Annotated in this window: 24 protein-coding genes; 14 read left to right on the top strand and 10 right to left on the bottom strand. The window is 64.4% G+C overall.

Going from position 1 to position 21,427, the window contains the following annotated elements; translation table 11 throughout:
• Positions 1–412, top strand: a 412-nt coding sequence (locus tag FJ311_06510; protein ID MBM3951089.1) for a citrate (Si)-synthase, incomplete at its 5' end; no start/stop codon positions are given.
• Positions 413–416: 4 nt separating this feature from the next.
• Here FJ311_06510 and FJ311_06515 read toward each other — a convergent pair.
• The gene (locus FJ311_06515; protein ID MBM3951090.1) at positions 417–1,247 is read right to left on the bottom strand and encodes a 3-keto-5-aminohexanoate cleavage protein; all 831 of its coding nucleotides are present in this window, start codon (positions 1,245–1,247) and stop codon (positions 417–419) included.
• 165 nt (positions 1,248–1,412) lie between these two features.
• On the opposite strand from FJ311_06515, the gene FJ311_06520 reads away from it, so the two are divergent.
• The gene (locus tag FJ311_06520; GenBank protein ID MBM3951091.1) at positions 1,413–3,806 is read left to right on the top strand and encodes a transketolase; all 2,394 of its coding nucleotides are present in this window, start codon (positions 1,413–1,415) and stop codon (positions 3,804–3,806) included.
• On the opposite strand, the gene FJ311_06525 is transcribed toward FJ311_06520, so the two are convergent.
• Entirely contained in the window at positions 3,807–4,775 is a 969-nt protein-coding gene (locus FJ311_06525; GenBank protein ID MBM3951092.1) for a hydroxyacid dehydrogenase, read from the bottom strand.
• Positions 4,776–4,875: 100 nt separating this feature from the next.
• Here FJ311_06525 and FJ311_06530 point away from each other — a divergent pair, with 100 nt between their 5' ends.
• The 3 genes from FJ311_06530 (at position 4,876) to FJ311_06540 (ending at position 7,385) form a co-directional block, all read left to right on the top strand.
• Entirely contained in the window at positions 4,876–5,907 is a 1,032-nt protein-coding gene (locus tag FJ311_06530; protein MBM3951093.1) for an Ldh family oxidoreductase, read from the top strand.
• Positions 5,908–6,018: 111 nt separating this feature from the next.
• Complete coding sequence (locus tag FJ311_06535; GenBank protein ID MBM3951094.1) at positions 6,019–6,558, top strand: hypothetical protein; 540 nt, start codon at positions 6,019–6,021, stop codon at positions 6,556–6,558.
• Positions 6,559–6,848: 290 nt separating this feature from the next.
• On the top strand, positions 6,849–7,385 hold the full coding sequence (locus tag FJ311_06540) for a hypothetical protein (protein MBM3951095.1): 537 nt from the start codon (positions 6,849–6,851) through the stop codon (positions 7,383–7,385).
• A gap of 27 nt (positions 7,386–7,412) precedes the next feature.
• Here FJ311_06540 and FJ311_06545 read toward each other — a convergent pair whose 3' ends face one another.
• Positions 7,413–7,598, bottom strand: a complete 186-nt coding sequence (locus tag FJ311_06545; protein ID MBM3951096.1) for a hypothetical protein — start codon at positions 7,596–7,598, stop codon at positions 7,413–7,415.
• A 163-nt stretch (positions 7,599–7,761) separates the two neighbouring features.
• Here FJ311_06545 and panB point away from each other — a divergent pair, with 163 nt between their 5' ends.
• Both panB and FJ311_06555 read left to right on the top strand, forming a co-directional pair.
• The gene (panB, locus tag FJ311_06550; protein ID MBM3951097.1) at positions 7,762–8,646 is read left to right on the top strand and encodes a 3-methyl-2-oxobutanoate hydroxymethyltransferase; all 885 of its coding nucleotides are present in this window, start codon (positions 7,762–7,764) and stop codon (positions 8,644–8,646) included.
• Between the two features lie 7 nt (positions 8,647–8,653).
• Complete coding sequence (locus FJ311_06555) at positions 8,654–9,361, top strand: GntR family transcriptional regulator (protein ID MBM3951098.1); 708 nt, start codon at positions 8,654–8,656, stop codon at positions 9,359–9,361.
• Between the two features lie 21 nt (positions 9,362–9,382).
• Here FJ311_06555 and FJ311_06560 read toward each other — a convergent pair whose 3' ends face one another.
• On the bottom strand, positions 9,383–9,703 hold the full coding sequence (locus tag FJ311_06560) for an antibiotic biosynthesis monooxygenase (protein MBM3951099.1): 321 nt from the start codon (positions 9,701–9,703) through the stop codon (positions 9,383–9,385).
• A 170-nt stretch (positions 9,704–9,873) separates the two neighbouring features.
• Between FJ311_06560 and FJ311_06565 the strand changes: the two genes are divergently transcribed.
• The 7 genes from FJ311_06565 to FJ311_06595 all read left to right on the top strand — a co-directional run bounded on the left by FJ311_06565 (position 9,874) and on the right by FJ311_06595 (position 16,117).
• A complete protein-coding gene (locus tag FJ311_06565; GenBank protein ID MBM3951100.1) occupies positions 9,874–10,179 on the top strand; it encodes a hypothetical protein in 306 nt (101 codons plus the stop codon).
• A 48-nt stretch (positions 10,180–10,227) separates the two neighbouring features.
• Positions 10,228–11,283, top strand: coding sequence for a C4-dicarboxylate ABC transporter substrate-binding protein (locus FJ311_06570; protein MBM3951101.1), 1,056 nt, complete (start codon positions 10,228–10,230; stop codon positions 11,281–11,283).
• A 100-nt stretch (positions 11,284–11,383) separates the two neighbouring features.
• On the top strand, positions 11,384–11,905 hold the full coding sequence (locus FJ311_06575) for a TRAP transporter small permease subunit (protein MBM3951102.1): 522 nt from the start codon (positions 11,384–11,386) through the stop codon (positions 11,903–11,905).
• Positions 11,902–13,227, top strand: a complete 1,326-nt coding sequence (locus tag FJ311_06580; protein MBM3951103.1) for a TRAP transporter large permease subunit — start codon at positions 11,902–11,904, stop codon at positions 13,225–13,227. Before FJ311_06575 ends, FJ311_06580 begins: the two co-directional genes overlap by 4 nt.
• A gap of 81 nt (positions 13,228–13,308) precedes the next feature.
• Positions 13,309–14,211, top strand: coding sequence for a phytanoyl-CoA dioxygenase family protein (locus tag FJ311_06585; protein ID MBM3951104.1), 903 nt, complete (start codon positions 13,309–13,311; stop codon positions 14,209–14,211).
• A gap of 25 nt (positions 14,212–14,236) precedes the next feature.
• The gene (locus tag FJ311_06590) at positions 14,237–15,031 is read left to right on the top strand and encodes a sterol desaturase family protein (protein MBM3951105.1); all 795 of its coding nucleotides are present in this window, start codon (positions 14,237–14,239) and stop codon (positions 15,029–15,031) included.
• Between the two features lie 54 nt (positions 15,032–15,085).
• Entirely contained in the window at positions 15,086–16,117 is a 1,032-nt protein-coding gene (locus FJ311_06595; protein MBM3951106.1) for an MtaA/CmuA family methyltransferase, read from the top strand.
• 3 nt (positions 16,118–16,120) lie between these two features.
• On the opposite strand, the gene FJ311_06600 is transcribed toward FJ311_06595, so the two are convergent.
• The 6 genes from FJ311_06600 to FJ311_06625 form a co-directional block, all read right to left on the bottom strand.
• Positions 16,121–17,263: a hypothetical protein gene (locus tag FJ311_06600; GenBank protein ID MBM3951107.1), complete on the bottom strand. Its 1,143-nt coding sequence runs from the start codon at positions 17,261–17,263 to the stop codon at positions 16,121–16,123.
• An 11-nt stretch (positions 17,264–17,274) separates the two neighbouring features.
• Positions 17,275–17,865: a DUF1638 domain-containing protein gene (locus FJ311_06605; GenBank protein MBM3951108.1), complete on the bottom strand. Its 591-nt coding sequence runs from the start codon at positions 17,863–17,865 to the stop codon at positions 17,275–17,277.
• A gap of 11 nt (positions 17,866–17,876) precedes the next feature.
• Positions 17,877–19,136 (bottom strand): hypothetical protein, encoded by a 1,260-nt coding sequence (locus FJ311_06610; GenBank protein MBM3951109.1) that lies wholly within the window; start codon positions 19,134–19,136, stop codon positions 17,877–17,879.
• Positions 19,063–19,713 carry a cobalamin-binding protein gene (locus FJ311_06615; protein ID MBM3951110.1) on the bottom strand — a complete coding sequence of 217 codons (651 nt, stop codon included), beginning with the start codon at positions 19,711–19,713 and terminating at the stop codon, positions 19,063–19,065. The genes FJ311_06610 and FJ311_06615 overlap by 74 nt, the downstream gene beginning before the upstream one ends.
• Positions 19,714–19,869: 156 nt before the next feature.
• Complete coding sequence (locus tag FJ311_06620) at positions 19,870–20,553, bottom strand: 4Fe-4S dicluster domain-containing protein (protein MBM3951111.1); 684 nt, start codon at positions 20,551–20,553, stop codon at positions 19,870–19,872.
• 61 nt (positions 20,554–20,614) lie between these two features.
• On the bottom strand, positions 20,615–21,427 hold the full coding sequence (locus FJ311_06625; protein ID MBM3951112.1) for a transporter substrate-binding domain-containing protein: 813 nt from the start codon (positions 21,425–21,427) through the stop codon (positions 20,615–20,617).

A 21,427-nucleotide genomic window follows, 5' to 3' on the forward strand; every position in this document is an offset into this window, starting at 1 on the left:
CGTCGCGGCTTACGTGAAAGCGAAACGGGCCGCCAAGGAAGCGATCACCGGCTTCGGCCATCGGGTCTATCGCACCGAGGACCCGCGCGCGCGCCATATGCGCGAAGGAGTCAAGCGCCTGTCACAGGCGATGGGCCAGCCGAAGTGGTATCAGATCCTGGAAGGCGTGGTGGAGGCGATGAAACCCTACGCCCGCCATGGGGTCAATGTGAACGTCGATTTCTACTCGGGCGTCATCTATCACCTGCACGGCATCCCGAAAGATTTGTTCGTGCCGATTTTCGCGGTCGGGCGTGTGCCCGGCTGGACCATGCAAGTGCTGGAGCAGATCGCCAACAACATCCTGATCCGGCCGCTTTTACACTACATCGGGCCGGACTTGCGCCCCTACGTGCCGATCGACAAACGCTGAAAAATCAGTTCGGTCGGAGCCCGAGGATGCGGCGCGCTTCCGAAGGCGTCGCCGGACGGCGGCCGCGACGAGCGCAGCGTTCGACCGCCATGCGCACCAACTCGACGTTGCCGTCGGCCAATCGCGTCTTGTCGGCCTTGACGTTGTCTTCGAGCCCGGTGCGGGTATGCCCGCCGAGCTCGATCGCCCAGTCGCTGACCTCGGCCTGGTGGCGGGCGATACCGGCGGCGGTCCAGGTCGCACCCGGCATCACGTCTTCCAACTCCTTGATCATGAATTCGAGGATGCTGCGCCGGGCCGGCAGCGCGTTGGGAATGCCCATGACGAACTGGACGTGCGCCGGCGCCTTGAGCAGGCCCTTCTTGACGAGGTTGGCGGCGTTGTAGAGCATGGCGAGATCGAAGATTTCGATTTCCGGCTTGATATCGGCATCGAGCATAGTCTTGGCGAGCCCTTCGACGAAGTCGGGCGGGTTTTCGTAGATCGCGGTCGGAAAGTTGACCGACCCGGTCGCGAGCGAGGCCATGTCCGGCTTGAGATACAGCATAGCGCCGCGCTCCGACTGGTTGCGCCCGCGCCCGCCGGTCGAAAACTGGATGATCATGCCGGGGCAATGCTTGCGTACGCCTTCCTGCACGGCGGCGAACAGCTCGGGCTTGGAGGACGGCGTCTCGTCCGGGTTGCGGGCGTGGATGTGGACGAGGGAGGCGCCGGCCTCGAACGCGGCGTGAGTCGACTCGATCTGCTCGGCCGGCGTCACCGGCAGCGTCGGATTGTCCTTCTTGCGCGGTACCGAGCCGGTGATGGCGACGGTGATGACGACGGGGGTGCTCATGGAAATGCTCCGCTGGCCGAACGAGGGGGCTATTCGATAGCGCCGCGCCGGGCGGCGCAAGGGGCAAGTCGCTCGGGATAAGCCGGGACGGCGGCCGGGTTCCGCCGGACGAAAATCGGGTTTAAAGTAACGCCGTCATTTCCACCGCCGCATTACGGTTTTTCCATGCGCGACGACCGGCTGGCCATTTTGAGCGAGCTTGAGCGCAAGGTGCTTTGGCTCGCGGTTTGGACCATCCATCGCGCCAACCACGTCCGTCCCGACGCGGATGGGATCAAGGTCGGCGGCCATCAGGCGTCGTCGGCGTCGCTTGCCACCATCATGACCGCGCTTTATTTCGGCGTGCTCCGCCCCGAAGACCGGGTTGCGGTCAAGCCGCATGCGAGCCCGGTCTTTCACGCCATCCAATACCTGCTCGGCCGGCAGACGCGGGAGAAGCTCGAAGGCTTCCGCGCCTATAGGGGCGCGCAAAGCTATCCCTCGCGCACCAAGGACTCAGGAGACGTCGATTTCTCGACCGGCTCAGTCGGCCTCGGTGTGGCGCAAACGCTCTTTTCCTCGCTCGCGCGCGATTACGTCCGCGCCCACGGCTGGGTCAAGGACGAAACGCCGGGGCGTATGATCGCCCTGGTCGGCGACGCCGAACTCGACGAAGGCAATATTTTTGAATCCCTGCTCGAAGGCTGGAAGCACGGCCTGCGCGACTGCTGGTGGATAATCGACTACAACCGGCACAGCCTGGATGCGGTGATCCGCGAAGGCTTGTGGGAACGCTACGAAGCGCTGTTCCGCGCCTTCGGCTGGGACGTGGTGATCCTGAAGTACGGCTCGTTGCTGCAGGCGGCCTTCCGCGAGGAAGGCGGCGAGGCCCTGCGCGAATGGATCGATCGCTGCCCGAACCAGCTTTATTCGAGCCTGGTGTTTCGGGGTGGCGCCGCCTGGCGCAAGCATCTCCGGGACCATTTCGGCGAGACGCACGCCGTCGCGCGGCTGGTCGCCAAGCGCTCGGACGAGGAACTGGCGCGGCTGATGACCAATCTTGCCGGCCACGACCTGCCGACGCTGCTCGACGCCTTCGGCCGCATCGACCATCATCGTCCCGTCTGCTTTATCTGTTACACCATCAAGGGCTTTGGGCTGCCGTTCGCCGGGCACAAGGACAACCACGCCGGCCTGATGACCCCGGAGCAGATGGAAGGCTTTCGCGCCGCGATGGGCATCGGCCCAGGGCGTGAATGGGACAAGTTCGAGGGCCTTGCCCTGCCGATCGAACGGATACGGACATTTCTCGACGATGTGCCGTTCGCCAAGCGTTCGCGCGAAAAGACGCAGGCGTCGAAGGTGCCGGTGCCGGCCGAATTGCCGGTCGCGATCCAGCCGGTGATGTCCACCCAGGGCGGCTTCGGCGCGATCCTCAACGAAATCGCCAAGGAAGACTCGCCTTTGGCCGAGCGCATCGTTACCACCTCGCCCGACGTGACGGTCTCGACCAACTTGGGTGCCTGGGTCAACCGTCGCGGCCTGTTCGCGCGCGAGGAGATGGCCGACACCTTCAAGAACGAGCGGATTCCCTCCACCTTCACCTGGGAATTCTCGCCCCGGGGCCAGCATATCGAACTCGGCATCGCCGAGATGAACTTGTTCATCGTGCTTTCCGCCCTCGGCCTGTCGCACGCGCTGCACGGCGCGCGGCTGTTGCCGATCGGCACGCTTTACGATCCGTTCATCGCGCGCGGGCTCGACGCCCTCAATTACGCGTGCTACCAGGACGCCCGCTTCATCCTGGCGGCGACGCCGTCGGGCATCACCCTCGCGCCCGAGGGCGGCGCGCACCAGTCGATCGCGACGCCCCTGATCGGCATGGCCCAGGACGGGCTCGCCGCGTTCGAGCCGGCGTTCGTCGACGAACTCGCGGTGGTGCTGGCGTGGGCGTTCGATTACATCCAGCGCGACGGGGCGGGCGAGGGGCCGGAGCGCGATTGGTTGCGCGATGCGACCGGCGGCTCGGTGTACTTGCGCCTCTCGACCCGGCCGGTCGAGCAGCCGAAGCGGGCGATGAGTCCTGAGCTGCGCCAAGCGATCGTCGATGGCGCCTATTGGCTGCGCCCGCCCGGCCCCAACTGCCAGGTGGTCATCGCCTATACCGGCGCGGTCGCGCCCGAGGCGATCCAGGCGGTCGGGCTATTGGCGGATTCGCGCCGCGACGTCGGTCTGCTCGCGGTCACGTCCGCCGACCGGTTGAACGCGGGCTGGACCGCGGCGATGCGCGCGCGCGAACGCGGAGAGGTTCGCGCCCGGGCTCATGTCGAGCGGCTGCTCCAGGGCTTGCCCGCCCATTGCGGGATCGTGACGGTGCTTGATGGCCATCCGGCGACGCTCGCCTGGCTCGGTTCGGTCGGCGGGCATCGGGTGCGCGCGCTCGGGGTCGAACACTTCGGCCAATCGGGCGCGATCCCAGACCTCTACCGGCATTATGGCATCGATTCCAACGCCATCGTCGCGGCGGCGGAAGCGATCGCGCCGGGGCGGCCGATCCCCTACCTCAAGGCGTTGCCGTAGTTATTTCGCGTCCGCGGCGGCGTCGGCGACGGTCAACGGTTCGCCCTTAAGGAAGCGGCGGACGTTGTCGGCAACCAGCGTGCTGATGCGCAGATTGGATTCGTTGGTCACGCCCGAAATGTGCGGGGTGAGAATGAGATTGGGCACGCCGACGTAGCGGCTGCCGGCAGGAAACGGTTCCTCGGCGAAGACGTCGATGGTGGCGCCGCCGAGGTGGCCGGAGCGGAGCGCGTCGGCGAGCGCCGCTTCCACCACCACTTCGCCGCGCGCGGTATTGATCAGGTACGATCCCTTGGGCATGCGGGCGAGCGCGGCGGCGCCGATGATGCCGCGGGTTTTCGGGGTCAGCGGCGTATGCACGCTGAGCACGTCGAGGCGGGGAAGGAAATCGGGAAACGTGGCACGCTCGACCCCGTAGTGCTTCCAGGCGGGATCGTCGGCGGCAACGAACGGATCGGCGGCCATCAGGCGCATGCCAAAGGCGGCGGCCCGGCGCGCGACTTGGCGGGCGATGGCGCCGAAGCCGAGCAGACCGAGGACGCGCCCTTGCGCCTCGCGCCCCACCATGCGCGTGCGCGGCCAAAGGCCCGCGAGAATCTCGTCGTTGGCGTGGAAGGCGCCGCCGCGCAGCATGACCAGGATCGCGGCGATGGTAAATTCGGCGACCGACACTTCGTTGGCGCCGGTCGCGGGCAGGACGGGGATTTTCCTGGCCGCGCACGCCTTGAGGTCGATGTTGTCGAGGCCGACTCCGAGCCGGCCGACCACCTTGAGCTTGGGCCCGAGCGCGAGCAGGGACTCGTTGACCGGCGTGCGGTTGCGCACCACCAACGCGCGGCAGTCGGCCAGCAGCGGGGCGAGCGCGTCCCGATTGCCGATCAAGGCGGGGTCGTAACGGGTATCGAACTCGCGCGCCAGCATGTCGATGCCGGCCTGGTCCATGAATTCGGTGATGACGATGTCGGGCATGGCGGGACTTTATATATCGACCGACGGCGGGATCGCCAGGGTGGCGCCGCGCGCGATCTCGGTTGACGCGCCCCGCGGCCGCGGGGATAGTCCGTCCGCCATGCCCTTGTTTTCCGCATCCGCCTTGGCCGATTGGCTCGGCCGCGCTTTCGCCGGCCTCGGCGTCGAACCCGCGTCCTCCCTCGGGGCGGCCAAGGTCCTGGTCCGCACCAACGCCCGCGGCATCGATACCCACGGGGTTTCGCGCGCGCTGGTTTACGCGCAAAAGCTGCGCTCGGGCGAACTCAATCCCCGCCCCCAAGTGCGCTACGAGGAACGTCACGGCGTTATTCATTGTCACGCCGACGGCGGCCTCGGCCAGAGCGTGGGCATGGACGCCATCGACCGCGCGGTCGCGCGCGCGGGCCAATCCGGGTTCGTACCGATGGTCCTGCACGAAGTCGGGCATCTCGCCGCGCTCGGCATGTTCGCGCTCCGCGCGGCCGAGCAAGGCATGGCTGCGTTCGTCACCCAGACGACTCCGCCGATCATGGCGCTCGCCGGCTCCAAGGGTGCCGCCATCGGCAACAATCCGCTCGCGTTCGCGGCACCCGTTCCCGGCGGACCGCCCTTGGTGTTCGACATGGCGGCGAGCGGCGTCGCGCGCGGCAACGTGTTGGCCGCCAAGCGCGAAGGCCGTCCGATCCCGGAAGGCTGGGCGATCGACGAAGAAGGACGCCCGACCACCGACGCGGATGCCGCGCTCAGGGGCGCGATGCTGCCGATGGCCGGGCACAAGGGCATCGGGCTCGCGATGATGGTCGAATTCCTGGCCGGCAGCCTTTCCGGAGCCAAGCCGCCGGCGACGGCCGGCGCCAAGCCGGGTAGCGCGCCTTCGCGGGTGGGCGCGTTTCTGTTCGTCGTCAATCCCGGGCTGGTGACGGAGCGCGCCGGGTTCGACGCCCACGTCGCCGGATGGATGGCGACCTACAAGAAGGCGAGCGGCGAACAAGGCCGCTATCCGGGCGAGCGCGCCGCCCAACTGGAACGAAAGCGCATGGCCGAGGGCATTCCGCTGAACGCGAGCGTGATCGCGGAATTGAAGCAGGTGGGCGAGTTGGCCAGCGTTCCGTTCGATCTCGCGGCGACCTGACGCCGTTTAACCGCACAATTAACGCGCGAAAACACGCCACTTGATTCATGTCAAGACGGTGTCGGATCGAAATCATTACCCTGTTTCGGCCTTACCGGGGAGAAACGCGGCATGGCTTCGGCATTGGACATCGTCCGCGACGAGCACCGCGATATCTTAAGGATATTGCACATGCTCGAAGATCTCGCGGAAGACGAAACGGTACTTGCGCGGGGAATTCAGTCGGGACTGATCGCTTCGATAGTCCAATACCTGTGGATTTTTCCCTACGCGATCCATCATCCGAAGGAAGAAAAGGGATTGTTCCCGGCGTTGACGGCGAAAGACGGAGGCACCCTGGTCGCGACCATCGCCGAACTCATCGGCGATCACGCCAAGGGCTACCGGCTGTTGCGGGAAATCGAAAACGCCATGCTCGCCAGCGGCGCGCAGGGCGGGATTACCAGGCTCAGGACGGCCATACGCGATTATGTCGATCATAAACGCCGTCATATCGAGCGGGAAGAAAGAGAAATCCTTCCCGCGGTGGAGAGGATACTCGACGTCGAGAACCACACGACCGTAAAGAAGACGTTTGCCGATTTGAAAATCGACAAAAACATCCTCGCGCTGTTCGAGTCGCTCTTTCCCCACCGCCAAAAGGAGAAATAGCCAGTCGGAGAAGCGGGTTTCTATATCCTGTTCCTTTTTTCCCCGCTTCCGGCATCGCCCGTACCGTCTTTTCTGGCAGATCGGGCAAAATCGGCTCCGCCGCTGTTATGCCGGGTATTGAACACAGCCCCTAATTCCTGTCCTCTTTTCGTTTTATTGCAATTTCCGGCATAGGCCGAAGCAAGCGGTTTATCCACATTGTTTATATGTGGTATATATGTTGATTTTCATCAAGGCGCATTAAATATGCAATCTTTATCACAGCCGCTTTCGGGCGAAAGCAGGCGACCATGGCAGCGGCGTTGGACATCCTTCGCAAGGAGCACCGCGCCATCGCCCGCGTCTTGCATATGCTCAGGGATATCGTCGAAGACGACGCGGTTCTAGCGCGCGGCGTAGAATCGGGATTGATCGCGGCGATGCTCCGTTATCTTCACGTCTTTCCCTACGGCGTTCATCACCCGAAGGAAGAACAACAGTTATTTCCGGCAATGGCTGCGAGGGATTCCGGCGCAGTGGCAGCGGTGGCGGCATTGGTCGAGGAGCACGCCGCCGGATACGCGTTTCTGAACGACACCCGCCGGGCGTTGACCGAGATCGGCAGCCAAGGCGGATCCGGACGCCTGCGGCGGGCGATCCAAAATTGCATCGCGCACGAAACCCGTCATATGAAGCGGGAAGAAGACGAGATCTTGCCGGTGGCGGAACGGGTGCTGGACGGCGAAACCCTTGCCGCCATTGCCCAAACATTTGCCGCCAGCGACGAATCGCAAAAGAGCGCGAATATCCGGAAAATGTTCAAATCGCTGCACGGTCCCGACAGATAAGCGGGCCGCGCGCGATTCGTCGGCGTGTCAGCCGCCGTCTTTTTTCTTCGCCGAGGCTTCCGGAAACAGCCAGATGGCGAAAACCATGAACAGCGATAGCCCGAAGGCGATCAGGCCCGTGTGCGCCAGCTCGCCGCCCCGCTCGTAAAACCACACCGCGATCCCGACCAGGACGATCACGACCGACAAGGGAATCTTGATGTGCGGGGGCATGATGGGCTCTCCGTCCCGGTTGCGGGCGCGCACGGCCCCTTGACCGCGCGCGCGCCGACGCTGAAGATACCGCTAGTATATCACCGGTTCGTCAAGGTTCTCAATCCTTCCGCTCCCGCGAGGAAACGCGATCATGAGCAAACGCACACCGGCGCGCGCGCCCATGCCGGCGCCGTCCGCGCCGACGATGCCGCGCAAGAAGCGCACCATCGGCGAAATCCGGGATTCGAAGAAGACCGGCGAGAAGATGGTCTACACCTCGGTGCCCGACTACACCGCCGCGCGCTGGGCCGAGGCCGCCGGGGTCGACGTCTGCGTGGTCGGCGACAGCCTGGCGATGATCGCGCACGGCCATCCCAGCACCATCCCTGCGACCATGGACATGATGGTGATGCACGCCCAAGCCGTGCGGCGCGGCGCGCCCAACACCTTTTCGCTCGGCTGCATGCCGTATCAGAGCTACCACACGGTCGAGCGCGCGCTCGCCAACGCCACCCGCTTCATGCAGGAAGCGGCCTGCGACGCGGTCAAGCCGCAGGGCGGCAAGAGCCAAGCGCACATCCTGAAAGCGCTGGTTGATGCCGGGATTCCGACCGCGTCCCACATCGGGCTTACGCCGCATACCATCGCTATGTTCGGCGGCTTCAAGATTCAAGGGCGCACGGCGGAAGGGGCGATGAAGATTCTCGAGGATGCCTTCGCCATCCAGGACGCGGGCTGCTTTATGCTCGAATTCGAGGCGGTGCCCGCGCCGATCGCCAGGCTGATTTCCGAGCAGCTCGAGATTCCGACCATCGGCATCGGCGCCGGCAACGGCTGCGACGGGCAGATTTTGCTCAGCTACGACCTGCTCGGCGTGTTCACCGATTTCAAGCCGAAGTTCACCAAGCGCTACGCCAACCTGACCGAGGTGGCGGTGACCGGCCTGAAAAAGTACATCGACGAGGTCAAGAGAGGCAAATTCCCCGACGACGAGCACAGCTATTCCGTCGATCCGAAGGAATACGAGAAATTCGCCAAGCTGGTCCGCCGCCGGCGGCAGTTGTGAACCGGGCATGGGCGCGAAAGAATCACCCGTGAGGTTGGCCGACGCGATCGAGAGCACGAAGCCGACCTCGCTCTCCGACAAAGCCTACCGGCAACTGGAGGAGTTGATCGTTACGCTGCGTCTCGCCCCGGGCGAGGTACTGTCGGAAGCGGCGCTCGCCAAGAAACTCAAGATCGGCCGCACCCCGATCCGCGAGGCGCTGCAACGGCTCGCGCGCGAGGGCCTGGTGCTGATTCTCCCCCGGCGCGGCGTGCTGGTATCCGAAATCAACGTCAAGACGCAGCTTCGCTTGATCGAGGTGCGCCGCGAAATCGAGCGCCTGATGGCGCGCGCCGCCGCCGGCCGGTCGACGACCGAGGAACGGGACGAATTCCGCGCCATCGCCGAAGGCATGGACAAGGCGGCGGACGCCAACGACGATCTCGAATTCATGCGTCTCGACCGGCGCTTTAATCTGCTGATGGCGCACGCCGCGCGCAACGAATTCGCGAGCAAGTCGATGGGCCTGATGCACGGGCTCTCGCGCCGCTTCTGGTATCTGCACTACAAGGAATTCGCCGACTTACCGCTGGCGGCCAAGCTGCACGCCGAGGTTGCGCGGGCGGTCGCCTCCGGCGACGCGGAGGAATCGGCGCGGGCTTCCGACCGGCTGCTCGATTACATCGAGGACAGCACTCGCGGCACGCTGGATGCGCGAGCGCGAAGCGAAAGATAAGGCCATTCAGACCGGCGCCGATCAAATGGAAGGGCGTCCGTCCTTCATGCCATAATCGCGAAACACCTCGGCGACCCGGATGCGGTAGTCGCGGAACACGCCTTTGCGGCCGGCGGCTTGCGCCTCGCCGTGCTTGGCGTGGCGGTACCACTTCTCGACCGCGGCGCGGTCGCGCCAGATGGACAGCGACAAATACTTGCCCTTATCGGTCAGGCTTTCGAAGCGCTCGACGGAAACGAATCCGTCGGCCTGTTCCACATCCTTGCGGAGCGCGGCGGCAAGGTCGAAATATTTCCGGCCCTTTTTCGGATCGGGCCAGACTTCAAAGATGACGGCGATCATGGCGGGTTCCCCTCCGGGCATGGCGCGTGGCGCGGAATTCCGGGCGTCAAAACACTTCACAACCCCGGAACCCGTGGTAGTATACACAAAATATATCAGGGACAACCGCGCGGCGTCGGTTCGAAAACCGGCCGCAAGCTCGGGACAGGCGTGGGAGGAAACCAGACCGTATGAAGCGCTATACCGGCGACCGGACGATCGACGGGCTCCAGGTCCTGGTCGACGGCCGCCCGCTCGATCCGGCTTACGGCGTTCGCCGCATTTCGGACAAGGGTTTCGAATGGAGCTACGAAGGTGCCGCACCTGCCCAACTCGCCCTCGCCATTCTCGCCGATCATTACGGCGATCCGGCCAAGGCGCTGGCGAGCTACGAGAAATTCATGACCCGCGTGGTCGCCAACTTCGACAATGAATGGGAAATGACCAGTGCCGACGTGGATGCCGCGCTGCGGGCGCTGGAAGCCGATCAGCGGTAACGACGTGACACGACGACTCAACCGATAACCACCGAAAGGGAGGACGACATGAGCCTAATTCGAAATGGTTTGATCGCGATGGCCGCGGCGGCGGCGCTGCTCGCGGGGGCCGATCCGGCCTCGGCCCAGCAGCACAAGTGGAAAATGGCGACATCCTGGGACGGCGGCCCGCTGATGGATATCGGCGCCAAGGCCTACGCCGAGCGGATCAAGTTCCTGAGCGACGGGCGCATCGATATCCAGGTCTTCACCGGCGGCACGCTCGGCAAGGCGCTCGAGGTGACCAACACCGTCGCCAACGGCGTCGCCGAAGCCGGTCACCTGTGGATGGGCTACGATTGGGGCCGCGACAAGACCACCGTATTGTTCGGCGGTTTCGCCGGCAGCATGGATTCCGAGCGCATGCTGCACTGGCTCTATGAGGCCGGCGGCGCCGGCCTGTGGCGCCAGTTCCGCGAGGAAAAATTCGACGTGATTTCGTTCCCGATGTTCATCCGCACGGCCGAGGCGTTTCTCCATTCGCGCAAGGCGATACGGACCCTCGACGACCTCAAGGGCGTGAAGCTCCGCACCGCCGGCGCATGGCTCGAAATCGCCAAGGACCTCGGCGCGGCGCCGGTGACGACCCCGGGCGGCGAGGTGTATCCGATGCTCGAGCGCGGCGCTATCGACGCGACCGAATGGGGCACGTTGTGGGAAAACATCCCGACCGGCTTCCACAAGGTCGCCAAGTACGTGATCATTCCCGGCGTCCATCAGCCGACCGCGCCGTTCGAGCTGGTCATCAACAAGGCGGCGTGGGGCAAGCTTTCCGCGCGCGACAAAGCCCTGGTCGAACTGGCGGCCAAGCAGGTGACGTTCGAAACCTGGACCCGCATCGGCCACGAGGATGCCAAGGCGCTCGAGTTCTACCGTAAGGCGGGCAACGAAGTCATCGAGCTGGACGATAAGGTTCAGATCGAAACCAAGAAAATGGCCCTTGCCTGGGCGCAAAAGCAAGCCAAGGACAATCCCTGGTTCGACAAGGTCCTCAAGAGCCAGATGGAGTTCGAGGCGTTGTGGAAGGACGCGGCCCGCTATCGCAACGTGAAGTCGGGTAATTGAGACAGCGAATAGGGGGCGCGGGCGAATCCGCGCCCCCAGTCGATCGGAAGAATGCGGCGCCCGCGATATTCGCGAGCGCCGCCGGTTTTAAAGGGGTTCGATGGAGACGCTGCTGCGTTGGATCGACCGGATCACCGGCGGCGCGGGCGTGATCGCCGGCTGGTTGATCGTGCCGATAATCTTCGCCACCGCCTACGAGGTGTTTTCCCGTTACGTGCTCCAAGCCCCGACCATCTGGGCGTTCGAGGTCGGCTACATGGCCATGGGCGCCAACTTCCTGTTCGGCATCGCCTATACGCTGCGCGAAAAAGGGCACATCCGCGTCGACGCGCTCTACGGCCACCTGTTTTCGCGCAAAACGCAAGCGGTCGTCACGCTGCTCGGCTACCTCCTGCTGCTGCTGCCGGCGGCGTGGCTGCTGTCGGACGCGCTCTGGACTTACGCCTACAAAGCCGTTTTGACCATGGAGAAATCCGGCCAGTCGGCCTGGAACCCGGTGATCTGGCCGTTCCGCATGACCTTCTTCGCCGGGTTCGCGCTGCTGCTGCTGCAGGGCATCGCCGAAACGATCCGGGTCGTGCGGTTCCTCGCCGGCCGCGATCCCGAGTGGAGCGCTGGCTGATGGACTACCTGATCCCGGCGCTGATGTTCCCAGCGCTGCTCGCCGTCCTCTTTCTCGGCATCCACGTCGCGATCACGATGATGGGCTTGGCGTTGATCTTCGGTTACGTCGCGTTCGGCCCGTCCATCGTCTACCAGCTGGTGCAGAAGGTCGACGCGATCGCCTCCAATTACGTGCTGGCGGCGGTGCCGCTGTTCGTGTTCATGGGTTCGATGCTCGAACGTGCCGGCATCGCCGAGCGGCTGTTCGAGGCTATACACCTCTGGACCCGGCGGCTGCCCGGCGGGCTTGCGGTCGGCACCGTTTTGATGTGCGTGGTGTTCGCGGCCTCGACCGGGGTGATCGGCGCGACCGAGACGGTGGTCGGCCTGCTCGCGATTCCGGTAATGCTCAAGTACGCCTACGACAAGGCCCTGATCTCGGGCACCATCTGCGCCGGCGGCTCGCTCGGCACCATCATTCCACCCTCGGTGGTGGTGGTGGTGCTCGGCCCGGTCGCCGAAGTGTCGGTCGGCGATCTGATGTACGGCATGCTGTTTCCCGGCCTGATCATGGCCGGGTTCTACGTGCTCTATATTCTCGTTTATTGCACCATCAAGCCGGAAGCGGGCCGGCGCCTGCCGCCGGATGAAAACGATCCTCCGCTCGCCGAAAAACTGCGCGTCACGGCGTTCGCGCTGGTGCCGCCGTTCATTTTAATTTTCGCCGTGCTGGGATCCCTCATTCTCGGGTGGGCGGCGCCGACCGAGGCGGCGGGCTTGGGCGCGCTCGGCGCGCTGGTGATGGCGCTCGGTTACGGCCGGTTCACGTGGAAGGTGCTGCACGAGGCGGTGATGAAGACGCTGCGCATCACCTGCATGATCATGGCGATTCTGCTCGCCGGCAGCATGTTTGCCGGAGTGTTCCTGGCCTCGGGCGGCATCCGCATGGCCGAGCAGTTCGTCGCCTACGCCCAGTTGGGGCCGTGGACGCTGCTCGCCATGTTCCTCTTCCTCGCCTTCATCGCCGGGTTCGTGCTGGAATGGATATCGATCCTGCTGATCCTGATCCCCATATTCATGCCGTTGCTGAAATCGGCCGGGTTCAATCCGATCTGGGTGTGCGTGCTGTTCCTGGTCATGATCCAGACCAGCTACATCACGCCGCCCATGGCGCCGGCGATCTTCTATCTGCGCGGCATCAGCCCGCCCGAGATCACCATCCACCACATGTACCGGGGCGTGGTGCCGTTCATCCTGCTTCAGGTCTTGACCATCGCGATCACCATGGCCTTTCCCGAGACGGTGCTGTGGCTTCCGCAAAAAGTCCTGTCTTTCAGGTAGATACCCGCGCCGAAAACCTGGTTCCGTTTCTGATGTTCGAGTGATATATTACGCGGCAAGTCCGGTAACGGGAGGGGATCCATGACGCCCGAGCAAGTTCTCGCGCTTCCGCCCAAGGTGTTGAGCCAGAAGCAACGCGAATTCTATTTCGCCGAAGGCTACCTGCTGCTCGAAAGGATCATTCCCGCAGACTGGATCGAGCGCCTCAGGCGCACCACCGACGAAATGGTCGAGCAGTCCCGCTCGGTCGCCAAGTCCGACAAGGTCTGGGATTTGGACGTCGACCATTCACCCTCCAAGCCGCGACTCCGTCGCCTTTCCAGTCCCAACGACCATCATCCGGTCTATTGGGAATACGCGTCCCGCTCCCTCGTTCCCGACATCATCGCGGACCTGGTCGGCCCCGACGTCAAGTTTCACCACTCCAAGCTCAACTTCAAATCGTCCAAGGGCGGCGCCGAGGTCAAGTGGCACCAGGACATCTCGTTCTGGCCGCACACCAACTACAGCCCGCTCACGGTCGGCACTTATCTCTACGACTGCGGCCGCGAGCAGGGCCCGGTCGGCGTGCTGCCCGGCAGTCACAGGTGGAAAATCTACGACCAGTACGACAAGGACGATAACTGGACCGGGTGCCTATCGGACGCGGATTTGGCGGCGATCGATTTTTCCAAGGCGGTGTGGCTCGACGGCCCGGCCGGGTCGATCACCATCCACAACTGCCGCACGCTGCACGGTTCGGCCGCGAACAACTCGGAGCTGGAACGCCCGCTGTTGCTCAACGTCTATTCCTCGGCCGACGCGATGCCCTACACGGAAAATCCGCTCTATTCGAAATACGACCAGGCGATTGTGCGCGGCAAGCGCGCACGCTGGGCGCATGTCGACCCCGATCCATGCCTGATCCCGCCCGATTGGGCCGGCGGATACCAATCCATCTTCGCTTATCAACTCGACGGAAAGAAAAGCGCCGCCGCCGAATAAGCGCGTAGGCCAGGAGATCGACGCCATGACCGCCACCGCCCTGAAACTCGACAGCGTGATGCCGGAACGTCAGCGCAAGTACCGCGACATCTATCGCTCGCGCATCGCCACTTGGTACAACGGCTACATCCACGTCGCCGTCATCTACGCCATCGGCTTCGGCGCGTTCGCCTATTACATCCCCCACATCCGCGACGTGCAGTGGTGGGAGTGGCTGACGATCCCGGTGATCGGCGTGATCTGCAATATCTTCGAGTGGTTCCTGCACACGTATGTCATGCACCGGCCGCAGACCAACAAAGCGTTGCGCGCCATCTACACGCGCCACACCCTGATGCACCACCAGTTCTTCACCGATCAGGTGATGACATTCGAGGGCGAGCGCGACTGGCGGGTGACCTTTTTCCCGCCCTACGCGCTGGTGATCTTCATCCTGATGTCGATTCCGGGCGGCCTCGCGCTCGGCTGGCTGATCACGCCCAACGTCGGCTGGCTTTTGATGTGCACCACCACCGGCATGTACTTGGTCTACGAGTGCTTCCATTTCTGCTGCCACATCGAGGACAACGCCTTCGTCCGCCATTGCCCGTTCATCAACACCATCCGGCGCCACCACCGCGCCCATCACGCCCAGAACATCATGATGGAGCGCAACATGAACCTAACCTTCCCGATCGCCGATTGGCTGTTCGGCACCTCCGATCTCGATCGTGGCCTGCTCGGTCACCTGTTCAACGGCTACGACGAGACGTACCTGAAGAAGGACCTCCGCCGCACGTCGCGCACGCCGATGGGCGCCGCGCCGCAACCCGCGGAATGAGGACGGCGGAATAGACCGGCGGCCGCGCGGGCCGCGGCGAAGGCAGGCGATGGCATGGCCACCGGCGTTGAACCGCAGACGCCGCGCCAAAGATTTCTCGCCGCCTTGTCGGGGGCCGGGCCGGGTTCCGGCCGCGCCCCGGTCGCCAGCCCGACGTCGATCGTCACTCTTGAGCTGCAGCAGCGGACCGGAGCCTTCTTTCCCGAGGCACATCGCGATCCGATCCTGATGGCGAGGCTGGCGCTCGCCGGGCATACCGTTTGCGGCTACGACGTGGTCTTTCCGGTTTTTGGCGGCGGCACGCACGAGGCCGAGGCGCTCGGCGCGCCGGTCGACTGGCGCGACCGGGACAATCTCCCGGTGGTGCGCTCGTCGATCTGGAAGCGTCCCGATGACGTCGTGATCCCCGAAGATTTTCTCGACCGGCCGGCGATCCGCACGGTCGTCGAGGCGATTCGGATTCTGCGCGCCGAGGTCGGCGACCGGGTCGGCATCATCGGCAAGGTCTACGGACCCTGGAGCCTCGCCTACCACATGTTCGGAGTGCAGCCGTTTCTGCTGGCGACCGCCCGCGACCCCCGGGCGGTGGACGCCATGCTGGCGCGTCTCAAGGCGGCGACCGTCCTGTTCGGGCGGGCGCAGATCGAGGCGGGCGCCGACGCGCTGACGCTCGGCGATCACATCACCGCCAACCTGATCCGGCCCGACGCCTACCCGCGCTTTCTGCTCGATCTGCACCGGCAGCTGGTGCGCGAGCTGCCGGTTCCCCTGATCTTCCATTGCTGCGGCAAGACCAGCGACCGCATCGGCTACTTCAACGACGGCGGAATGGCGGCCTTTCATTTCGATTCCGCCAACGACGCGCGCGACATGCGCGCCAAGGCGCGCATGGTCCTGATCGGCAACGTCAACAACATCCGCACTCTGCTCGAGGGCGGGCCCGAAGACGTGCGCCGGGAGGTATTCTACGCGCTCGACGCCGGAATCGAGATCATCGCGCCCGAATGCGCGGTGCCGGTGGGCGCCAAGTTGGCCAATATCGTCGCCGTGCGCGACGCGGTCGAGGAATATTACCGCAACCGGTGATTCTCAGGCGCCGGGCGTTCGCCGGTAGGCGCGGGCCTCGTCGAACATGGCGAGGATGTTTTCGGTCGGAACGTCGTCCTGAATGTTGTGGACGCTGTTGAGGACGTATCCGCCGTCCGCGCCCAGAATATCGATCACGCGGCGGACCTCGGCGCGAACCTGATCGGGCGTGCCGAAGGGAAGTGTTTCTTGCGTGTTGATTCCACCCCAAAAGGCGACACGGTTCCCGAAACGGCTCTTCAAGCCTTCAGGATTCATGTCCGCCGCGGTGACTTGGACCGGATTAATGGCGTCGACCCCGATATCGGCAAGATCGTCGATCAGACGCGAAACCGCGCCGCAGCTGTGGTAGAGCAATTTGACGTCGGCCTTGGCCTTGACCGCGGCGATCATGCGCCGATGGCGCGGCTTGACGAGGGCCCGATACATCTCGGGATCGAACAGGGGCGCCAATTGGGAGGCGAGATCGTCGCCGAAAAAGACGATATCGACGTTGCCGGCGCAGAGATCGAGCGCCTTGGTCGCCACCGCGATCCAGCGATCGGCGACCATGTCCATGGTCCGTTCGGAGAACGCGCGGTTTTTATAGAGGTCTTTCAGCCAATCGCCGAAACCGCGGAGAAACTGGCCTTGGTGGACGACGCCGATGGGGAGGTTGAGAATCACGGCGCGGCCGGTGGCACGCGCGGCCCGTGCCCGCTCGCCCAGGTCGCGGTAATACCCGGGGTTGTCGGGGTCGGGCCAATGTCGATCCTCCAGCAGATCGAGCGAGGGCTTTTTCAGATTGAAGAAGGGACCGTCGACGTAAAGGTAGTGCCCGTCCTGGGCCTTGCGCCAGGTCGTTCCCCATTCGTCGAGGTACGTGTCGGCGTCGATTTCGCGCTGATCCCCTTCGTAGGGGCCGAGGCCGAGAAACCGCGTGTCGACTTCGAACCGGTCGAGAACCGATTGGTGGGGAATCGCGAGCCGGCGGGTCTTGGAATAGACGACGGTCGGATGCTCGAGGCCGAGGTTTCGTTTCAGCCGATCGTAAGCGGAATCGTAGATGGTCGTTGTGTAGGTTCCGCCAAAATCGATCGGCACTCTGTCCGTTTCGCGGTGTGCCAGGGCAGCCAGCACGCGCTCGCGGTGGGAGAGGGTGGGCATCGGCGCGCCGATCAATGGGTCGCCAGGAATCGCTCGAAATCGCCGTAACCGGTCTGGCGCATTTCGAACGCGAGGCCGACGCTGACTGCCGCCGATTCGGCCAATTTGCGCAGTTCCGGGTCCTCGCTCTGCGCCAGGTAGACGACCTTCTTGTACTTGCCGAAGTATTTCTTGCGCAGTTGAGGGAAACGGTCGAGGCCGAGGCCGCGGAACACCAGCTTCTCGAAATGGCGGGCGAGAAAGTCGGTCAGGAAGAAGCTTCCCGGCTCCTCGGCCATCATACGGCGGAAGTTTTCGGAGCCCGAAAACACCTCGTAACAGTGCGCCCCGCCGATTCCCTGCACGCCTTCCTCGTCGAGCACGGCCTGGATGCGGCCGCCGCTGCCGCAATCGCTGTAGAGTACGAGGATGTTGGTGTAGGACTTGCGATTGGCGCGGATCTTGGCGCGGATGCCCTCCGGCAGATTCTCGGGGGTATTGTGAAAATTGGCCGGAAGGCAGGTAACCTCGATGTGCTCCCAGGCGCGCTCACGCACGAGGCCGAGGATTTCCCGCGCCACGGCGCCGCAGCAGATCACCAGGGTGGACGGCGGGGCGGTCACGTGGGCTCGTCCTAATGGTAGCGGTGTGCGACGCCCGTTTCATACATGGCGACGATGTTCTCGGGCGGAACCTCGGCCTGGATATTGTGAACGGCGTTGAGCACGTAGCCGCCGCCCTTGCCGAGAATGCCGATAATGCGGCGGGTTTCGTCCGCCACCTCCTTGGCCGTGCCGAAGGGCAGGATGCGCTGGGTGTTGATCCCGCCCCAGAAGGCCATCTTATCGCCGAACTCGCCTTTCAAGCGCTCCGGTTCCATCTTGGCGGCGGTCACCTGCACCGGATTGAGGGCGTCGATGCCAATCTCGATGAAATGCGGAATGAAGTGATAGACCGAACCGCACGAATGGAAGCAGACCTTGGCTCTATTGTTGGTCAGGCTCTTGACCGTCTCGACCATGCGGCGGTGGCTCGGCTTGAAGAACTTCACGTAGATCGTGTTGGGATCGTACATGCAGCTGTCCTGGGTGCCGAGGTCTTCGCCGAAATAGAAAATGTCGATATTCTCCGGCCCGGCCGCTTCGATCATGTTGCGCGCCGTATCGCACCAGAAGTCGCACAGCTTGTCGATGAGACGCTGCAGCGCCTCGGGGTTCTTGTAGACGTCCTTGAGATAGCTCTCGAAGCCGCGCATGGCGTAGCCGCGGTGAATGACTCCGCCCGGAAGATAAAGACAAACCGCATGATCGCCGCGCGCCTTGATCTGCTGGACCCGTTCCTTGACGCCCTTGACCAGGCCGGGATTCTTGCCGTCGGGCCACGGATACGCCTCGACCCGCTCGACCGTCAGCTTGCCGCCGTGGAACGGCCCGTCCTGATGCAGAAAATGCTGGTCGACGTCTTTTTCCGTTCGCTTCCACAGGACGTTGAAGATGTCGATATAGGTGTTGTTGTCGATCCAATGGTCGGGACCGCCCTGATAGGGGCCGGGCTGCACGTTGCGCGTATCGACGCCGAACCGCTCGAGGATGGACTCGGCGGGATGGGCCGCGGAATGGATGATCGACATGACGTCGGTCGGCTCGTCGACCTTGAGGTATTTCTTGAGGCGCTCGTAGCCGGCGAGCGTGATGGTGGTGAACTCCGCGCCGCCGAGATCGATCGGCACCCGATCGGGCTCCTCGTGGTTCAACGCGGCGAGAATCCGTTCGCGATGGGTCCAGGTCATGGCATTGCTCCCTTGCGCCGTTCCGGTCGGTTCAGGCCGCCACCGCGGCGGCCATGATCGCCCGGGCTTTTTCGACCGCCGCCGGCGCGTCCTGGCCGTAGGCATCGGCGCCGATCTTGTCGGCGAATTCCTGGTTCACCGGCGGACCGCCGACCATCACCTTGACCCGGATGTTGCGGTTCTTGACCGCCTCGCGCACGGCGCTGACGGCCTTCGCCATCTCCGGCATCGAGGTGGTGAGCAGGCCCGACATGGCGATGATGTCGGCCTCGTTTTCCTGGGCGGCGGAAATAAACGCCTCGGGATCGACGTCGATGCCGAGGTCGATGAGCTTGAATCCCGCGCCCTCGAACATCATGCCGACCAGGTTCTTGCCGATATCGTGGAGATCGCCCTTGACCGTGCCGATCACGATGGTTCCGACCGGCTTGGCCCCGGTGTTGGTCAGGAGCGGGCGAAGAATGTCGAGCCCGGCCTTGACCCCCTCGGCGGCCATCAGCATCTCGGGCACGAAGATCGTCCCGGCGGCGAACTTGGCGCCGATTTCGTCGAGCGCCGAGATCAGGCCTTGATCGAGGACGGTTTTGACGTTGGTGCCGGCATCGACCTCGGCCCGCACCAGACGGGCGACCTCGTCCTCGTCGTAGTCCATCACGGCTTGGCGGATTTCCTGGATGCTCATGGGCGGCGCTTCCTCTCTCCCCGGGGTGGCAATCGTATACTAAGTCTAACATACAACTGATATATCTGTCGCCACATATTTTCTGTGGATATTAGTTGAGGGAAAGACTCGGTCTTGGGACAACAGCCCGCCGGATTTCGCGCAAACGAGGCCGGATCAGACGACTCCGCTCGCGCGGCGGGCGCGGAGAAAGGCCCGCATATGAAAGCGGGCCTGGGCGGGGTCGTAGGCATAGGCGCGGCCGATCGGACATGCGTGGCGCGCCCGGCAACCCCGTTCCATGCAGTCCTGCCCGGCCGGTGACGCGATGTGGCGCGCGCACGCGGGAACGTCATAGGTCTTGCCGTCGAAAGCGCCGACGGGGCAGGCGGAGAGGCACGGCTTGTCGGCGCACGTCGCGCACGGGCTGGGGCGCGGGGCCGGCTCGGGCAGGATCAGCCGCGCGGCGAAACCGAGCGCGCCGCGATAGGCGTGCCACAGCCCGTAATCGGGATGAATGAATATGCCGAGGGGCGACGGATGGCATTCCCCGGCCCGTCCGGCCCAGCGCTGAAAAGGCAGCGGCGGCTTGGCGAAGGGAAACAGGGCGCGGGCGCCGATCTCGTCCGCCAGCGCGCCGATGCGGTCGCACGACCAGTCGTCGAGCAGATCCTTGTCCGGGTCGCGTTCCCGGCTGAAGTTGCGCCACATGTCCGGGCCGGCGTTGCCGACCAGAACCAGGGTGGCGGTGGCGATTCCGGGGGCGAACTCGGGTACACCGTCGCCGTCGCCGGGGTGAAACGCGCCGCGAAACGCGAACCCGGCCCGCGCGATCGCCGCAACGATGTCCGCGAACAGCATGCGGGCGATATTACGGAGACAACCCGCCGCCGTCACGTCCGTTCGCCACGGCTCGGCCGAATCATCGCGCCGCGGGCGGCGCGACCGAGCCCTTGATGCCGTGGACGTCGAGGATGCGCCGCACGGTACCGTCGGCCTTGGCCTCCTCGATGAAACGGGAAACGTAAGCGAGGGCCGCCGATTTTTGCCGGGGTACGGCGGGCGCGACGCCGGTGGCGTGGAAGTGCTCCTCCAGCACGCGCGCGCCGGGAAGCCGCTGGGCGAGCGTTTCGAGTCCCTCCCGGCCCATGGCGACCGCGTCGGCGCGGCCGTCGCGCAAAAGCTCGAACAGCGCGTCGCCCGAGCCGACGCCGGTCACCCCTGCGTTCTTGAGCGTCCGCCGGGCGCTGCGGATGGTGGTGGTGTTTTCGACACCGACGACGCGCACGCCCGGCCGGTCAACGTCGGCGAGAGTACGGATAGTCGATCCCGGCGCCACCAGGTAGGTGCTGACGAACAAGTAATAGTTCGGGCCGAAATCGACCTTCTTGATCCGCTCGGCATCGACCGGCAGGAACGCGACATCCCATTCATCCTTGCCGCTCGCTTCCGTCAATTCGCCGGAATTGGGGTAGGCGACGTGGACGACCGGCGCGCCGAGCCTGGCCGCGAGCTGGGCGCCGAGATCGACCGCGACCCCGCTCGGCCGTCCGCCCGCCGGGTCTTTCACCGACCAGAAGGCGGTTTTGGCCGGCCCGACGCCGACCCCGACCCGAAGCGCGCCGGTCGGCAGCAACTCGCGCCGCGCTTGGGCGTCGTCGGCCAAGGCGACGGAGGCGAAGATGGTGGAGACCGCCGACAGGATCGCCGCCGCGAGAAAGATCGATCGGAGCAT

Source organism: Rhodospirillales bacterium, assembly GCA_016872535.1.
GTDB lineage: Bacteria > Pseudomonadota > Alphaproteobacteria > Rhodospirillales > 2-12-FULL-67-15 > 2-12-FULL-67-15.

What these genes read in the sequence shown, in the direction of transcription:
- FJ311_06515 (MBM3951090.1), bottom strand. Translation starts at nt 1,247, where the DNA reads ATGAGCACCCCCGTCGTCATCACCGTCGCCATCACCGGCTCGGTACCG.
- FJ311_06520 (MBM3951091.1), top strand. Translation starts at nt 1,413, where the DNA reads ATGCGCGACGACCGGCTGGCCATTTTGAGCGAGCTTGAGCGCAAGGTG.
- FJ311_06525 (MBM3951092.1), bottom strand. Translation starts at nt 4,775, where the DNA reads ATGCCCGACATCGTCATCACCGAATTCATGGACCAGGCCGGCATCGAC.
- FJ311_06530 (MBM3951093.1), top strand. Translation starts at nt 4,876, where the DNA reads ATGCCCTTGTTTTCCGCATCCGCCTTGGCCGATTGGCTCGGCCGCGCT.
- FJ311_06535 (MBM3951094.1), top strand. Translation starts at nt 6,019, where the DNA reads ATGGCTTCGGCATTGGACATCGTCCGCGACGAGCACCGCGATATCTTA.
- FJ311_06540 (MBM3951095.1), top strand. Translation starts at nt 6,849, where the DNA reads ATGGCAGCGGCGTTGGACATCCTTCGCAAGGAGCACCGCGCCATCGCC.
- FJ311_06545 (MBM3951096.1), bottom strand. Translation starts at nt 7,598, where the DNA reads ATGCCCCCGCACATCAAGATTCCCTTGTCGGTCGTGATCGTCCTGGTC.
- panB (MBM3951097.1), top strand. Translation starts at nt 7,762, where the DNA reads ATGCCGGCGCCGTCCGCGCCGACGATGCCGCGCAAGAAGCGCACCATC.
- FJ311_06555 (MBM3951098.1), top strand. Translation starts at nt 8,654, where the DNA reads ATGGGCGCGAAAGAATCACCCGTGAGGTTGGCCGACGCGATCGAGAGC.
- FJ311_06560 (MBM3951099.1), bottom strand. Translation starts at nt 9,703, where the DNA reads ATGATCGCCGTCATCTTTGAAGTCTGGCCCGATCCGAAAAAGGGCCGG.
- FJ311_06565 (MBM3951100.1), top strand. Translation starts at nt 9,874, where the DNA reads ATGAAGCGCTATACCGGCGACCGGACGATCGACGGGCTCCAGGTCCTG.
- FJ311_06570 (MBM3951101.1), top strand. Translation starts at nt 10,228, where the DNA reads ATGAGCCTAATTCGAAATGGTTTGATCGCGATGGCCGCGGCGGCGGCG.
- FJ311_06575 (MBM3951102.1), top strand. Translation starts at nt 11,384, where the DNA reads ATGGAGACGCTGCTGCGTTGGATCGACCGGATCACCGGCGGCGCGGGC.
- FJ311_06585 (MBM3951104.1), top strand. Translation starts at nt 13,309, where the DNA reads ATGACGCCCGAGCAAGTTCTCGCGCTTCCGCCCAAGGTGTTGAGCCAG.
- FJ311_06590 (MBM3951105.1), top strand. Translation starts at nt 14,237, where the DNA reads ATGACCGCCACCGCCCTGAAACTCGACAGCGTGATGCCGGAACGTCAG.
- FJ311_06595 (MBM3951106.1), top strand. Translation starts at nt 15,086, where the DNA reads ATGGCCACCGGCGTTGAACCGCAGACGCCGCGCCAAAGATTTCTCGCC.
- FJ311_06600 (MBM3951107.1), bottom strand. Translation starts at nt 17,263, where the DNA reads ATGCCCACCCTCTCCCACCGCGAGCGCGTGCTGGCTGCCCTGGCACAC.
- FJ311_06610 (MBM3951109.1), bottom strand. Translation starts at nt 19,136, where the DNA reads ATGCCTACGGCCAGGACGCGCCGGCGGCGGTCGAAAAAGCCCGGGCGA.
- FJ311_06615 (MBM3951110.1), bottom strand. Translation starts at nt 19,713, where the DNA reads ATGAGCATCCAGGAAATCCGCCAAGCCGTGATGGACTACGACGAGGAC.
- FJ311_06620 (MBM3951111.1), bottom strand. Translation starts at nt 20,553, where the DNA reads ATGCTGTTCGCGGACATCGTTGCGGCGATCGCGCGGGCCGGGTTCGCG.
- FJ311_06625 (MBM3951112.1), bottom strand. Translation starts at nt 21,427, where the DNA reads ATGCTCCGATCGATCTTTCTCGCGGCGGCGATCCTGTCGGCGGTCTCC.